The sequence below is a fragment of the Polymorphospora rubra genome, from assembly GCF_018324255.1.
In the GTDB taxonomy this organism is placed as follows: Bacteria; Actinomycetota; Actinomycetes; order Mycobacteriales; family Micromonosporaceae; genus Polymorphospora; species Polymorphospora rubra.
Window position 1 is genome coordinate 5,627,915 of record NZ_AP023359.1, and the last position, 13,725, is coordinate 5,641,639.

13 protein-coding genes are annotated in these 13,725 nt (G+C 72.8%); 11 read left to right on the top strand and 2 right to left on the bottom strand.

Annotated elements, in window-relative coordinates:
* Nucleotides 1-52: 52 nt before the first annotated feature.
* Nucleotides 53-952 (bottom strand): ion transporter, encoded by a 900-nt coding sequence (locus Prubr_RS25485; protein WP_246567626.1) that lies wholly within the window; start codon nt 950-952, stop codon nt 53-55.
* Nucleotides 953-1,287: 335 nt separating this feature from the next.
* On the opposite strand from Prubr_RS25485, the gene Prubr_RS25490 reads away from it, so the two are divergent.
* The 8 genes from Prubr_RS25490 to Prubr_RS25525 all read left to right on the top strand — a co-directional run bounded on the left by Prubr_RS25490 (nt 1,288) and on the right by Prubr_RS25525 (nt 9,651).
* A complete protein-coding gene (locus tag Prubr_RS25490) occupies nt 1,288-2,121 on the top strand; it encodes an alpha/beta hydrolase family protein (RefSeq protein ID WP_212828510.1) in 834 nt (277 codons plus the stop codon).
* A 376-nt stretch (nt 2,122-2,497) separates the two neighbouring features.
* Nucleotides 2,498-3,454: an acyl-CoA dehydrogenase family protein gene (locus Prubr_RS25495; protein WP_212817462.1), complete on the top strand. Its 957-nt coding sequence runs from the start codon at nt 2,498-2,500 to the stop codon at nt 3,452-3,454.
* Nucleotides 3,451-4,557 carry an acyl-CoA dehydrogenase family protein gene (locus Prubr_RS25500; RefSeq protein WP_246567628.1) on the top strand — a complete coding sequence of 369 codons (1,107 nt, stop codon included), beginning with the start codon at nt 3,451-3,453 and terminating at the stop codon, nt 4,555-4,557. The genes Prubr_RS25495 and Prubr_RS25500 overlap by 4 nt, the downstream gene beginning before the upstream one ends.
* Nucleotides 4,558-4,684: 127 nt before the next feature.
* The gene (locus tag Prubr_RS25505; RefSeq protein WP_212817463.1) at nt 4,685-5,584 is read left to right on the top strand and encodes an ABC transporter ATP-binding protein; all 900 of its coding nucleotides are present in this window, start codon (nt 4,685-4,687) and stop codon (nt 5,582-5,584) included.
* Nucleotides 5,581-6,309 carry an ABC transporter ATP-binding protein gene (locus tag Prubr_RS25510; protein ID WP_212817464.1) on the top strand — a complete coding sequence of 243 codons (729 nt, stop codon included), beginning with the start codon at nt 5,581-5,583 and terminating at the stop codon, nt 6,307-6,309. Before Prubr_RS25505 ends, Prubr_RS25510 begins: the two co-directional genes overlap by 4 nt.
* Nucleotides 6,310-6,321: 12 nt before the next feature.
* Nucleotides 6,322-7,200 carry a branched-chain amino acid ABC transporter permease gene (locus Prubr_RS25515; RefSeq protein ID WP_212817465.1) on the top strand — a complete coding sequence of 293 codons (879 nt, stop codon included), beginning with the start codon at nt 6,322-6,324 and terminating at the stop codon, nt 7,198-7,200.
* Nucleotides 7,197-8,285 carry a branched-chain amino acid ABC transporter permease gene (locus Prubr_RS25520; protein WP_212817466.1) on the top strand — a complete coding sequence of 363 codons (1,089 nt, stop codon included), beginning with the start codon at nt 7,197-7,199 and terminating at the stop codon, nt 8,283-8,285. The genes Prubr_RS25515 and Prubr_RS25520 overlap by 4 nt, the downstream gene beginning before the upstream one ends.
* An 85-nt stretch (nt 8,286-8,370) precedes the next feature.
* The gene (locus Prubr_RS25525; protein WP_212817467.1) at nt 8,371-9,651 is read left to right on the top strand and encodes an ABC transporter substrate-binding protein; all 1,281 of its coding nucleotides are present in this window, start codon (nt 8,371-8,373) and stop codon (nt 9,649-9,651) included.
* A gap of 64 nt (nt 9,652-9,715) precedes the next feature.
* On the opposite strand, the gene Prubr_RS25530 is transcribed toward Prubr_RS25525, so the two are convergent.
* Nucleotides 9,716-10,939 (bottom strand): acetyl-CoA C-acetyltransferase, encoded by a 1,224-nt coding sequence (locus Prubr_RS25530; RefSeq protein ID WP_212817468.1) that lies wholly within the window; start codon nt 10,937-10,939, stop codon nt 9,716-9,718.
* A 134-nt stretch (nt 10,940-11,073) separates the two neighbouring features.
* On the opposite strand from Prubr_RS25530, the gene Prubr_RS25535 reads away from it, so the two are divergent.
* Genes Prubr_RS25535 through Prubr_RS25545 form a run of 3 tightly spaced genes read left to right on the top strand, consistent with a single transcriptional unit; the run spans nt 11,074 to nt 13,714 of the window.
* Nucleotides 11,074-11,850 (top strand): SDR family oxidoreductase, encoded by a 777-nt coding sequence (locus Prubr_RS25535; RefSeq protein ID WP_212817469.1) that lies wholly within the window; start codon nt 11,074-11,076, stop codon nt 11,848-11,850.
* The gene (locus tag Prubr_RS25540; RefSeq protein WP_212817470.1) at nt 11,847-12,695 is read left to right on the top strand and encodes an SDR family NAD(P)-dependent oxidoreductase; all 849 of its coding nucleotides are present in this window, start codon (nt 11,847-11,849) and stop codon (nt 12,693-12,695) included. Before Prubr_RS25535 ends, Prubr_RS25540 begins: the two co-directional genes overlap by 4 nt.
* Nucleotides 12,692-13,714 carry a phosphotransferase family protein gene (locus tag Prubr_RS25545; protein WP_212817471.1) on the top strand — a complete coding sequence of 341 codons (1,023 nt, stop codon included), beginning with the start codon at nt 12,692-12,694 and terminating at the stop codon, nt 13,712-13,714. The genes Prubr_RS25540 and Prubr_RS25545 overlap by 4 nt, the downstream gene beginning before the upstream one ends.
* Nucleotides 13,715-13,725: the final 11 nt, after the last annotated feature.

Below are 13,725 nucleotides of genomic sequence, written 5' to 3' on the forward strand. Positions count from 1 at the left end.
CGGACCGGGTGGCGACGGCAGTCGCCACCCGGCTCCGTGTTCTGGGCGGGGTCTACCCCGAGGTGCCGCGGCCGGCCACGGGCTGGCCGCAGGATCCGCTACACACCGTGGTGCGGGTGTCGGCCACCTCCGGCCGGTCCGGCATCCGCCGCTCGAGATCACTGATGATGGTGTGCAGTTGCGCCAACTGCTCCCGTACGGACGGCTCCTGCCGGTCGTCGGCGATCTCGGGCCGGCGCCCCTGGGAGGCCGCGGCGCGTTCGTCCTGGTGAGCCTCCTGGAGCGCGGTCAGGACGAGGCCGACGAGCAGGTTCGTGAGCAGGTAGCAGGCGGCGACCATGTACGAGACGTAGTACAGCACCGCCCAGCCGGTCACCCGGCGGCCGGCCTGCAGCGTGTCGGTGATGCCGTCCAGGGACAGCAGCAGGAACAGCGTCAGCATCGCCTGCCCGACGGTGCCGTACCGCTCCGGGTAGGCGGTGCCGAAGAGCATCCAGCCGAGTACCGCGTATCCGTACAGCAGCAGGGCGGTGACCAGCAGGAAGCTGCCCAGGCCGGGAAGGCTGCGCCGGATCCCGACGAAGATCACGCGCAGGCTGGGGAAGAGCCGGAACGCCCGCGCGAGCCGGGCCAGCCGCAGCAGGCGCAGCACCGTCACGTTCTCCCGGACGCCCGGCAGCAGCGGCGCGGTGACGATCACCAGGTCGAAGACGTTCCACCGGTCCCGGAAGAACCCGGCCGGGGCCGTGAAATGTGCCCCGAACCGGACGAGCAGTTCCAGGACGAAATAGGCCAGGCAGGCGTACTCGACCCAGTCCAGCGCCGCACCGGCCCGGGCCACCATCGCGGGGTACGTCTCCAGGCCGAGCGCCACCGCGTTGACGCCGACGACCACGAAGCTGGCGATGTTGAACCAGGAGGCGCTGACCAGCGCCTCGCATGCCTCGGACATCCGATACGACAAAGGGCGGGAACTGCTCGACATGGAACTCCTCGGCCGGCTCTGAACCGCAGTGGAGCCTATGGCATGTTCCGCCGCCGGCCGCGCGGCGGACGGGCCACATAGGAGTTCGGTCGGGCCGTGCCGGGGCCGTCCGCGGGACGCGGGCGGTCGGGTGGTGGGCGCCGGTGCCGGGAGGCCGGTGGTTTCGCCGATGCGGGCCGCCGCGGAAGAGACGCAGACTGACGCACGTCGATACAACTCCTCACGGTAGGGAGTGCAGGGACGTGTCAGTCAGCACCGGACCCACCCGAACCCGCCGGCCCGGGCGTACCCTCGCCGGCACCATGATCGCCGGTCTGCTCGCCGGCGTGGTGGCCGCCGCGCCACCGGCGCACGCGGCCGACAATCCGTACGAGCGCGGCCCGGACCCGACGAACGCCAGTGTCGAGGCCGTCCGCGGCCCGTACGCGACCTCGTCGGTCAACGTCTCCTCGCTGGTCGTCACCGGCTTCGGCGGCGGCGTGATCTACTACCCGACCACCACCGGCGACGGCACCTTCGGTGCGGTCGCCATCTCACCCGGTTTCACCGCGTACTGGTCCAGCCTGGACTGGCTCGGGCCGCGGCTGGCCTCGCAGGGCTTCGTGGTTTTCGGCATCGAGACCAGCACCACGCTGGACCAGCCGGACAGTCGGGGCCGGCAACTGCTCGCCGCCCTGGACTATCTGGTCAACAGAAGTTCGGTGCGGAGCCGGGTCGACCCGTCCCGGCTGGCGGTCGCCGGTCACTCGATGGGTGGCGGCGGCACGCTGGCGGCGGCCCGGAGCCGGCCGGAGCTGAAGGCGGCCATTCCGCTGGCCCCCTGGCACACCACCAAGAGTTGGTCGACCCTGCGGGTGCCGACGCTGATCATCGGCGGCGAGTCGGACAGCGTGGCGTCGGTCGCCACCCACTCCGAACCGTTCTACACCAGCATCTCGGCCGCGCCGGAGAAGGCGTACCTGGAGTTGAACAACGCCAGCCACTTCTTCCCGCAGGTCTCCAACACCCCGATGGCCAAACAGATGATCTCGTGGCTGAAGCGGTTCGTGGACAACGACACCCGCTACTCGCAGTTCCTCTGCCCTGGTCCGGGCGGGCTGGCGATCGAGGAGTACCGGAACACCTGCCCGACCTGATCGTCAGGCGGCGCGACCATGCGACGACCGGCCGGCGGGGAGCACTCTCCGCCGGCCGGTCGTGCGGGCACTGGACGATGGCCGACGCTCGACCATATATTGCACCATCAGTGCAACTAGTCTCATGGGAGGTAGGCGTGTGGAAGGACCGGTTGCCCGGCCTGGTGGCCGAGTTCCTGGCCGGGCACGACCCCGGCCGGCTCGGCCGCACCGACTTCCTCCGGGCCCGGTTCGATGCCGGCCTGGCCTGGATCCACCACCCGGTCGGCCTCGGCGGCCTGGACGCCCCCGCGAGCTGCAGCCGCTGGTCGACGCGGCGTTCGCCACGGCCGGCGCCCCCGACAACGCGCCGCACCGCAACGGGATCGGTCTCGGCATGGCCGCGCCCACCATCGTGCGCCACGGCAGTCCGGCCCTCCGTGAACGCCTGCTGCGTCCGCTCTGGACCGGCGAGGAGATCTGGTGCCAGCTCTTCAGCGAGCCCGGCGCCGGCTCCGACCTCGCCTCGGTGGCCACCCGCGCGGTCCGCGACCCCGGCGGCGGTGGCCGCACCGCCGGCTGGATCATCGACGGACAGAAGGTCTGGACCTCGCTGGCGCACCGCGCCCGGTGGGGGCTGCTGCTCGCCCGGACCGACCCCGACCTGCCCAAACACCGGGGCCTGACCTACTTCGTCTGTGACATGACCGCCCCCGGGGTGGAGGTCCGGCCGCTGCGCCAGCTGACCGGCGAGGCCGAGTTCAACGAGGTCTTCCTGACCGACGTACGACTCCCGGACGACCTGCGCCTCGGCGACGTCGGCCAGGGCTGGCAGGTGGCCCGGACCACCCTGATGAACGAGCGGGTCGCCATCGGCGGTCGGCCGACGCCGCGCGAGGGCGGCATGATCGGCGTACTCGCGAGGGCGTGGCGCGAGCGGCCGGACCGGCGTACCCCCGGTCTGCACGACGAGCTGCTGCGACTCTGGGTCCGGGCCGAGGCGGTCCGGCTGACCGGACTGCTCGTGCGGCAACGGGCCGCCGCCGGGGACCCCGGCCCGGAGGGGTCGGCGGTGAAGCTCTCCTACGCGGCGCTCACCCAGGCGGCCTCCGGCCTGGAACTCGAACTGCTCGGCGCGGACGGGCTGCGGTACGACGGGTGGCACATGCGGCGCCCGGACCGGGTCGACATGCTCGGCCGCACCCCCGGCTACCGCTACCTGCGGGCCCGGGGCAACTCCATCGAGGGCGGCACCTCGGAGATCCTGCGCGACATCATCGCCGAGCGGGTCCTCGGGCTGCCCGCCGTACCCCGTGCCGACCGGAACACCGCCTGGAAGGACCTGCCCCGGTGAGCGTCGACCTGCGGTACGGCGAACTGGAGGCGGAGCTGCGGGACAGCGTCCGGGCGATGCTGGCCGCCCGCAGCCCGTGGCAGTCGGTGCTGGCCAACCAGGACCGGCCCGACGATCCGGCGCTGTGGTCGTCGCTCGCCGTCGAGATGGGGCTGGCCGGCCTGGCGGTCCCCGAACGTCTGGGTGGCGGTGGCGCCGGGCTGCGGGAGAACGCGGTCGTGTGCGAGGAACTGGGACGGGCGGTGGCGCCGGTGCCGTATCTGGCCAGCGCGGTGGTCGCCACCCAGACCCTGCTGGCCGGTGCCGCCGAGGACTGGCTCACCCGGCTCGCGGACGGTGGCAGTCGGGCGGCGCTCGTGCTGCCCGTCGACACCGCGCCCGGGCCGGCCGTGCGAACCGGTGTCGTGGCCCACGGTCACCGGCTGACCGGTACGGTGCCCGGCGTCGCCGATGCCGCCACCGCCGATCTGCTGCTGGTGCCGACGGCCGGCGAACTCTGGGTCGTCGAGGCCACCGCCCCCGGTGCCGGCCGGTCACCGGTGGTGTCGCTGGACCAGACGCGGGCGCTGACCGACGTGACGTTCGACGCCGCGCCGGCGTACCGGATCGCGGCCGGGCGCCGGGCGGCCGGCGCGGTGCACTGGGGGTTGACCGCCGGCGCGGTGCTGCTCGCCGCCGAGCAGCACGGGATCGCCCGGTGGTGCCTCTCGGCGGCGGTCGACCACCTGCGGACCCGGCACCAGTTCGGGCGGCCGATCGGGGAGTTCCAGGCGCTCAGGCACCGGCTCGCCGACGCCTGGGTCGAGGTCACCCAGGCCGGGGCGGTGTCCCGGTACGCCGTCGGGGTGCTCGCCGACGCCGAGCCCGCCGCGGGGCCGGACGCCGAGGCGCGGGTGGCGGCGGCGCTGGCCCAGGCGCACTGCGGACCGGTCGCGGTGCGCCTCGCGGAGGAGTGCGTGCAGTTGCACGGTGGCATCGGGTTCAGCTGGGAACACCCCGCCCATCTCTATCTGAAGCGGGCCCGGACGGCGGCGGTCGCGTTCGGCACGGCGGACCGGCACCGGGCCGCGCTGGCGGGCCTGGTCGACCTGCCGCCGGCGTGATCCTCAGGTCACCCGTTCGTAACAAGGTATTGACGAGCCACGCTTGAAAAGTACACTCCCAGTGTAAATAGCAGTGCCAGTGCAAAAAGTTCCGGGTCGTGACCGGCTGGCGAGTCGAGGAGGGCCGATGGCCGAAACCGCACCTGCGCCGCCGGCCGCCGACGAGGGCCTGGCCCTGCACGGCATCGCCGTACGCTTCGGCGGCCTCGTCGCCCTCGACGACGTCTCCCTGCGGGTGCCACCCGGCCAGGTCGTCGGTGTCATCGGTCCCAACGGCGCCGGCAAGACCACCCTGTTCAACGTGATCTGCGGCTTCGTCCGCCCGGCCGCCGGATCGCTGACGCTGCACGGGCGACCGTTGCATCCGAGGCCGGACCGGCTCACCCGGCTCGGCATCGCCCGCACCCTGCAGGGCGTCGGACTCTTCGCCGGTCTCACCGTCGCCGAGAACGTGATGGCCGGCGCCACCGGCTCGGCCCGGGCCGGCTTCCTGTCGGCCCTGCTCGGCCTGCGGCGCAGCGACCGCGACGAGCGCCGGCTGCGCGCCGAGGCCCTCGAACTGCTCGACGAACTCGGCATCGCCGACCACGCCGACGCGCCACCGGCGACGCTGCCGTACGGGGTGCGCAAACGGGTCGCGTTGGCCCGGGCCCTGGCCGCGCGGCCACGGCTGCTGCTGCTCGACGAGCCGGCCGGCGGCCTCGGCGTCGAGGAGATCGCCGAACTCGGCGAACTCGTCGCCGGCCTGCCCCGACGCGCCAACCGTCAGCCCGGGACCGGCGCCGACGACCCCTGTTCGGTGCTGCTGGTCGAGCACCACATGGACCTGGTGATGTCGGTCTGCGACCAGATCGTGGTGCTCGACTTCGGCCGGGTCGTCGCCACGGGCACCCCGGACCAGATCCGCGACGACCCGGCCGTCACCGAGGCGTACCTCGGCGTCGACGACCCGTCCGCATCAGCGGAGGTCCCACCGTCCGATGAGGACAACAGGCCGTCGGACCAGCGGAGCGGGGCGGCGGCATGAGCGATCGGGATCTTCCGCTGCTGCAGGTGCGGGGGCTGACCGCCGGGTACGGCGCCGCGCCGGTCCTGCGCGGCATCGACCTGACGATCCGCACCGGCACCATCACCGCCGTACTCGGCGCCAACGGAGCCGGAAAGACCACCCTGCTGCGTACCCTGTCCGGGCTGGTCCGGCCCACCGGCGGCCGGATCGTCCTGGCCGGCGAGGAGATCGGCGCCACGCCGGTCGAGCGACTGGTCCGTCGGGGCATGGCCCACGTACCCGAGGGCCGGGGCGTGGTCACCGAGCTGACCGTGGAGGAGAACCTGCGCCTCGGCGGGCTCTGGCGCCGCGACCGGGCCGACGCGAAACGCGCCCTCGACGAGGTCTACGAACTCTTCGCACCGCTGGCCCGGCGGCGACGGGCCAGCGGCCACCAGCTCTCCGGCGGTGAGCGGCAGATGCTCGCCCTCGGCCGGGCCCTCGTCGCCCGACCCAGGCTGCTGCTGCTCGACGAACCCTCGCTCGGCCTGGCCCCGAAGGTCACCGCCCAGATCATGACGCTGCTCCGCGACCTGCGCGACCGGACCGGGCTGACCGTGCTCCTGGTCGAACAGAACGTACGCAGCGCCCTGTCGGTCGCGGACAGCGGCGTCGTCCTCGCCCTCGGGCAGGTGGTGGTCGCCGAAGACGCCGCCCGGCTGCGCGAGGACGACGACCTGCGGCACGCGTATCTGGGCTTCTAGGAAGGGGCACCGATGGAACGTTTCGTCTTCCTCACCGTCGACGGCCTCAGCCGGGGCGCGGTCTACGCCGCGTTCGCCCTCGCCCTGGTGCTGATCTGGCGGGCCGCCCGGGTGGTCAACTTCGCCCAGGGCGCGATGGCGGTCGCCACCGGCTACGTCGCGTACAGCGTCACCGCCGCGACCGGCTCGTACTGGCTCGGCTTCGTCGCCGCCCTCGGCGGCGGGCTGTTGCTCGGTGCCGTCGTCGAACGGGGCGTGATGCGTTTCGTCGACCACCGGGCCCCGCTGAACGCGGTCATCGTCGCACTCGGTCTGATCCTGCTCGTCCACGCCGTGCTCGGGATGCTGTACGGCAACGAGTTCCGGCCGGTCGGCACCCCGTTCTCCCGCGACCCGATCATGCTGGGCGACCTGGCGCTGCTCTCCCGCTACGACCTGTTCGTCTTCGGGGCGGTCGGCGTGGTGGTGCTCGGCCTGGCTCTGCTGTTCACCCACACGCCGGTCGGCCTGCGGATGCGTGCCTCGGCCTTCGCGCCCGAGGTTTCCCGGCTGCTCGGCGTCAACGTCGCCGGGATGCTCACCCTCGGCTGGGCGCTCGCCGCCGCGGTCGGCGCCCTGGCCGGCCTGCTGGTCATCCCGACCGAGTTGGGCCTGCACCCGCACGCGATGGACCTGGTCTTCGTCTCGGCCTTCACCGCGGCCGTGGTCGGTGGCCTCGACAGTCCACCGGGCGCGGTCGTCGGGGGACTCGCGGTCGGCCTGATCCTGTCGTACGTCAGCGGGTACGTCGGCAGCGACACCACCCCGCTCGCGGTGCTGGTCCTGCTACTCACCGTGCTGCTGCTGCGCCCGGCCGGCCTGTTCACCCTCGGCAAGGCGAGGCAGGTATGACGACTCTTCGAATGCGTACCCGGCCCTTGACGTCGTGGATGCTGCCGCGCTCCACCCTGCTGCGGCACCTGCTGCTCGCCGCGCTCGCCGGAGCGGGACTGTTCGCCGTCACCGGGGTGCTGGAGCCGTTCCGCAACTACCAGCTGGCCACGGTCGCCGCCTACCTGTGCGCGACCGCCGGGCTCACCGTCCTGACCGGACTCAACGGCCAACTCTCGCTCGGCCACGGGGCACTGATGGCCACCGGCGCCTACACCGTCGCCCTGTCCCAGAACGCGCTCGCCGACGCCGGCCGGTTCGGCGGCGGATACCTGCTCCTCTCGCTGGCGCTCGGGGTGGCGGTGACCGTCGTCGCGGGTACGGTGATCGGCGCGGCCGCCGCCCGGCTGCGCGGCCCCTACCTGGCCGGGGTCACGCTCGCCGTCGCGGTCGTCGTGCCGGCGCTGACCACCACCTTCCGCGGCGTCCTCAACAGCGAGCAGGGCCTGCCGGTCTATCTGGCCCCCGCGCCGGAGGCACTGGGGCCCTACTTCCCGTACGAGCGGTGGCAGGCCTGGATCGCCGTCACCGGTGCACTGCTGACCCTGGTGCTGCTGTCGAACCTGGTCCGCAGCCGGTTCGGGCGCAACCTGCGGGCGGTCCGTGACGACGAGGTGGCCGCCCGGCTGGCCGGCATCCACGTCGGCCGTACCCAGGTCCTGGCGTTCGTGGTCAGCGCGGGCTGCGCCGGCCTCGGCGGCGGCCTGCTGGCGGTGTTGGCGCAGAGCGTCTCGCCCGGCGCCTTCTCGCTGACCCTCTCGCTGTATCTGCTGATGGCCATCGTGATCGGTGGGCTCGGCAGCCTGGCCGGCGCGCTGTGGGGTGCGCTGCTCCTGGTGGCCCTTCCGGCGTCGACCCACCTGGTCACCGACCTGTTCCAGCCGTCGGCCGCGGTCGCGCAGCGGCTGGACGGGAACCTCTCCCTGGCGATCTTCGGAGTCACGTTGGTCGTCGTGATGATCGCCGCGCCGGGCGGTGTGCAGGGGCTGCTGCGCCGCGTCGGCCGGTCCGTCGGCGCCCGGTGGCGGGTGCCGACCGGGCGGTGATCCGACACCGCACCCGTTCCACCACCATCCATCCCTCGTCATCATCGGTCCAGCGGACCACCGTCGGATCGAGAAAGGTCGGACGATGCACCGCATCGCGCACCGCGCACTCGCGATCGCCACCTGCGCCGTACTGGTGACGGCCCTGGCCGCCTGTAGCGGCGACGGGGCCGGCCCGGACCGGGAGGCGGTCCCCGGCGTCACCGACACCGAGATCCTGGTCGGTACGCACATGCCGCTGACCGGGCCGGCCTCGGCCGGCTACTCGAAGATCGCGCCGGCCACCAAGGCGTACTTCGACCACGTCAACGCCAACGGCGGCGTGTACGGCCGGAAGATCAACTACAAGGTCATGGACGACGGGTACAACCCGGCGACCACCCAGCAGGTGGTCCGCGAGCTGGTCCTCCAGGACAAGGTCTTCGCCATCCTCAACGGGCTCGGCACCCCGCCGCACAGCGGCGTACTGGACTTCCTGAACAACAGCCGGGTGCCGGACCTCTTCGTCGCGTCGGGCAGCCGGGCCTGGAACGCGCCGGAGCGGTACCCGTACACCTTCGGGTTCAACACCGACTACACGGTCGAGGGCAAGATCCTCGCCAACTACATCAGGAACAGTCTCGCCGACCAGAAGGTCTGCTTCCTCGGCCAGGACGACGACTTCGGTCAGGACAGCCTGGCCGGTGTGGAACAGGTTCTCGGCGCGACCGCCGTGGCGGTGAAGCAGACGTACGTCACCAGCAACACCAACGTCGCACCGCAGATCGGTGAGCTGAAGGCGGGCGGCTGTCAGGTCGTCGTCCTGGCCACCGTGCCGGGCTTCACCGCGCTGTCGATCGGCACCGCGGCCCGGATCGGGTTCCGGCCGACGTGGCTGGTCTCCGGCGTGGGCGGCGACTACACGACGCTGGCCGCGCAGCTCGGGGACGCCAAGGGGCTGCTGGAGGGGATGCTCGGGGTGAACTATCTTCCGTCGGCGGCGGCCACCGACGACCCGTGGACCACCCTCTTCCGCAAGATCAATGACGAGCGCAACGGCGGCGCGGCCTTCGACGGCAACATCGTCTACGGCATGTCGGTCGGCTACCTGTTCGTGCAGGCGCTGCTCGCCGCCGGCGAGGACCTGACCCGGCAGGGCCTGGTCGACGCGATCGAGCGGGGCGGGTTCAAGGGGCCCGGCCTGGCTCCGCTGCGTTTCGCCAAGGACAACCACTCCGGGTACGGCGGAATGCGGATGATCAAGGTGGAGCAGGGGAGGCAGGACTACTTCGGGCCCACCTACGAGACCGACTCGGGCAGCGGCCCGGTCAACGAGTATCCGGAGGCGCCCCCGGCCCCGCCCGCGAACGGGATCCCGTCCGTCTGAACGCGGTCCGCCGCCCCCGGGCACGTGCCCGGGGGCGGCGAGCGGACGGGTGACGCACCCACGCTCAGCGCAGCCGCTCGACGATCATCGCCATGCCCTGGCCGCCGCCGACGCACATGGTTTCCAGGCCGATGGTCTTGTCATGCCAGCTCAGCGAGTTCAGCAGGGTGGTGGTGATCCGGGCACCGGTCATCCCGAAGGGGTGGCCGACGGCGATCGCCCCGCCGTTGACGTTCAGCCGGTCCGCGTCGACGCCCAGTTCCTCGGCGCTCGCCACCACCTGCACCGCGAACGCCTCGTTGATCTCCACCAGGTCGACGTCCGAGATGGACATCCCGGCCCGGGCCAGGGCCTGCCGGGACGCGTCGACCGGGCCGAGTCCCATGATCTCCGGGGACAGTGCCGAGAGTCCGGTGGCGACGATCCGGGCCAGTGGTGCGATGCCCAGTTCCCGGGCGCGGACGTCGGACATCACCACCAGCGCCGCCGCGCCGTCGTTCAACGGGCAGGCGTTGCCGGCGGTCACCGTACCGTCGGGGCGGAAGACCGGCTTCAGCGCGGCGACCGCCGCCATGGTGACTCCCTTGCGTGGACCGTCGTCGGCGGTGACCACGGTGCCGTCCGGGCGGGTGACCGGGGTGATCTCGCGGGCCCAGAACCCGTCGGCGATCGCGCGCTCGGCGCGGTTCTGCGAGCGGACCGCGAACTCGTCCTGCCGGGCCCGGCTCACCCCGCGGAGCTGCGCGACGTTCTCCGCGGTCTGGCCCATCGCGACGTAGACGTCGGGCAGTCCGCCGTCCGCGCGGGGGTCGCGCCACGGCGCCGCGCCCGGCATGCCGGCCCGGCGCGCGGTCCGGTCCATCGCCTCCGCGAAGCGTGGGTTGGTGGTCGCCGGCAGCCCGTCGCCGCGGCCCGCGGCGTAGCGGGAGACGGCCTCGACCCCGGCCGAGACGAAGACGTCCCCCTCGCCGGCCCGGATCGCGTGGAACGCCATCCGGGTGGTCTGCAGCGAGGAGGAACAGTACCGGTTGACCGTGGTGCCGGGCAGGTGGTCGAGCCCGAGCAGGACGGCGACCACCCGGCCCAGGTTGTGGCCCTGCTCGCCGGCGGGCTGCCCGGTGCCGAGCATGAGGTCGTCGATCTGGCGCGGGTCGAGCTGCGGCACCGCGTCCAGTGCGGCACGCACGATCGTCGCGGCCAGGTCGTCGGGGCGTACGTCGGTCAGGGAGCCCTTGTCGGCACGGCCGATCGGGGAGCGGGCGGCGGCGACGATGACGGCTTCGGGCATGGCTTCGACGGTCCTCTCCGGAGAATTAATGTGCACTAAGAGTGCGCTTACCTTGATTCGGCTGTCCATCGAATCTCCGGTGGGAATCGTCACCGTGATTGACTGAGCTGGTCGGCCTCTCTAAAATCCGCACTGTGACTGCAAAATCAGAGCATCCGCGTCTCGCCGGCCGGGTGGCCCTGGTGACCGGCGCCAGCCGCGGCATCGGTCTGGCCGTCGCCCGACGCCTCGTCGCCGAGGGCGCCCGGGTGGTGATCACCGGCCGCAAGGCGGCACCGCTCGCCGAGGCGGTGACCGCCCTCGGCGGTCCGACGGTCGCCCACGGCGTGCCCGGCGCGACCGACGACCCCGAACACCGGGCCCGGACCATCGCCGAGACGACCGAGACCTTCGGCCCGCTCGACATCCTGGTCAACAACGCCGGCACCAACCCGGTGTACGGGCCGCTCACCGGGCTCGACCTCGGCGCGGCCCGGAAGATCATGGAGGTCAACGTCCTCGCGGTGCTCGGCTGGGTCCAGCAGGCCCGGGCGGCCGGCTTCGGCGAGCACGGCGGCGCCGTGGTCAACGTCTCCTCGGTGTCCGCGCTGAAACCCGCCACCGGCATCGCCTTCTACGGCATCAGCAAGGCCGCGCTCAACCAGCTCACCGCCGCGCTCGCCGTCGAACTGGCGCCCCGGATCAGGGTCAACGCGGTCGCCCCGGCGGTGGTGAAGACCCGCTTCGCCGCCGCCCTCTACGAGGGACGGGAAGCCGAGGTCGCCGCCGGATACCCGCTCGGTCGGCTCGGCGAACCCGCGGACGTCGCCGCCGCCGTCGCCTTCCTCGCCGGCCCGGACGCCGCCTGGATCACCGGGCAGACCCTGGTCGTCGACGGTGGACTCACCGTCGCCGACCGGGCCGCCGGATGACTCCCGTCGGGCTCGATCTCGACGGGGCCGTGGTGGTGGTGACCGGCGGCGGATCGGGGATCGGGGCCGCGCTCGCCGGGCGCTTCGTCGCCGCCGGCGCCCGGGTCGTGGTCAACGACCTGGACCCGGCCGCCGCCGAAACCGTCGCGACCCGGATCGGCGCCCCGGCCATCGCCGGCGACGCCGCCGATCCCGACTTCGTCGACGGGCTCGTCGACCGGGTCTGGACCGAACTCGGCGGGCTGGACCTCTTCTGCGCCAACGTCGGCGTCGCCCCCGAAGGGGGAGTCGACGCGCCCGACGAGGTCTGGACGACGGCCTGGCGCGTCAACGTCCTGTCCCAGGTCCACGCCGCCCGCGCCCTGCTGCCCCGCTGGCTCGCCGACGGGCAGGGCCGACTCCTGGTCACCGTCTCCGCCGCCGGGCTGCTGACCATGCTCGGCAACGCGCCGTACTCGGTCACCAAACACGCCGCGCTCGGCTTCGCCGAATGGTTGCGGGCCAGCTACGAGCACCGGGGGATCGTCGTCCAGGCGCTCTGCCCGCAGGGCGTACGCACCCCGATGCTCGCCCGCTCCGGAGCGCTGGGCGGTGCCCTGCTCGACGACGGCGCACTGACCCCCGACGAGGTCGCCGACTCGGTGCTGGAGGCGATGACCGACGACCGCTTCCTGGTGTTGCCGCACCCGGAAGTGGCAGACTTCTATCTCCGCCGGGCCGGCGACCCGGACCGGTGGCTGAGCGCCATGAACCGCCTGCAACAGCGCCACGAGTCGGCGCCCGCCCGCACCCGACCCGGCGCGGAGGGAGCCGTCATGATCGAGCACGGCGAGCCGGCGTCATGACGGGCCTGCCCGGTCTGGACCTCACCCGGCTCCGCGAACACCTCGACCGGCAGGCGCCGGACCTGGTCGCCGGACAGCTTCGGGCCGACCTGTTGGTCGGTGGCCGGTCCAACCTGACGTACGCGGTGACCGACGGGACGTCCCGGTGGGTGCTGCGTCGTCCGCCGCTCGGGCACGTCCTCGCCACCGCGCACGACATGACCCGGGAGTACCGGGTGCTGTCGGCGCTCGGGCCGCTCGGCTTCCCGGTGCCGCCGACCGTGCTGCTCTGTCCGGATCCCGCGGTGCTCGGCGCCCCCTTCTACCTGATGGGGCAGGTAGAAGGGGTGATCCACCGCGACCCCGCCGAACTGGAACGGCTCGGCCCGGACCGGGTACGCGCCCTCGTGCTCGCCCTGGTGACGACCCTCGCCGACCTGCACGCGGTCCCGCCCGCGCAGGTCGGGCTGGCCGACTTCGGGCGCCCGGAGGGCTACAACGACCGGCAGGTCCGGCGCTGGAAACGGCAGCTCGACGCCTCACGCAGCCGCGACGTGCCGGGCATCGAGCAACTCCACGGGCGGCTGGCCGCGGCCGTACCCGCCTGCGGTGCCGGCACGATCGTGCACGGCGACTTCCGGTTGGACAACGTGCTCGTCGGCCCGGCCGGCGAGATCCGCGCGGTGCTCGACTGGGAGATGTCCACCCTCGGCGACCCGCTGAGCGACCTGGCGCTGATGCTGATCTACGCGGGCCGCCCGATGCCCGTCGACGGCGGCCTGACCCGGCCGGCACTCGCCGTGGCCGGCCATCCGGACCCCACCGAGATCGCCGCGCACTATGCGCGCCGCTCCGGGCGCGACACCGGCGGTCTGCGCTGGTATCTCGCCTTCGCCGCGTTCAAGCTCGCGGTGATCCTCGAGGGCGTGCACTACCGGTACGTGCAGGGCCAGACGGTCGGCCCGGGCTTCGACGGAATCGGGTCGCAGGTCGCCCCGCTGGTCCGGCAGGCACACGAGACATTGGACGGAGCATCATGAGCGGGGAAGCC

Coding starts and splice junctions, on each gene's coding strand:
- Prubr_RS25515 (WP_212817465.1), top strand. CDS start 6,322: ATGGAACGTTTCGTCTTCCTCACCGTCGACGGCCTCAGCCGGGGCGCG.
- Prubr_RS25520 (WP_212817466.1), top strand. CDS start 7,197: ATGACGACTCTTCGAATGCGTACCCGGCCCTTGACGTCGTGGATGCTG.
- Prubr_RS25510 (WP_212817464.1), top strand. CDS start 5,581: ATGAGCGATCGGGATCTTCCGCTGCTGCAGGTGCGGGGGCTGACCGCC.
- Prubr_RS25545 (WP_212817471.1), top strand. CDS start 12,692: ATGACGGGCCTGCCCGGTCTGGACCTCACCCGGCTCCGCGAACACCTC.
- Prubr_RS25505 (WP_212817463.1), top strand. CDS start 4,685: ATGGCCGAAACCGCACCTGCGCCGCCGGCCGCCGACGAGGGCCTGGCC.
- Prubr_RS25495 (WP_212817462.1), top strand. CDS start 2,498: ATGGCCGCGCCCACCATCGTGCGCCACGGCAGTCCGGCCCTCCGTGAA.
- Prubr_RS25490 (WP_212828510.1), top strand. CDS start 1,288: ATGATCGCCGGTCTGCTCGCCGGCGTGGTGGCCGCCGCGCCACCGGCG.
- Prubr_RS25485 (WP_246567626.1), bottom strand. CDS start 952: ATGTCCGAGGCATGCGAGGCGCTGGTCAGCGCCTCCTGGTTCAACATC.
- Prubr_RS25530 (WP_212817468.1), bottom strand. CDS start 10,939: ATGCCCGAAGCCGTCATCGTCGCCGCCGCCCGCTCCCCGATCGGCCGT.
- Prubr_RS25540 (WP_212817470.1), top strand. CDS start 11,847: ATGACTCCCGTCGGGCTCGATCTCGACGGGGCCGTGGTGGTGGTGACC.
- Prubr_RS25525 (WP_212817467.1), top strand. CDS start 8,371: ATGCACCGCATCGCGCACCGCGCACTCGCGATCGCCACCTGCGCCGTA.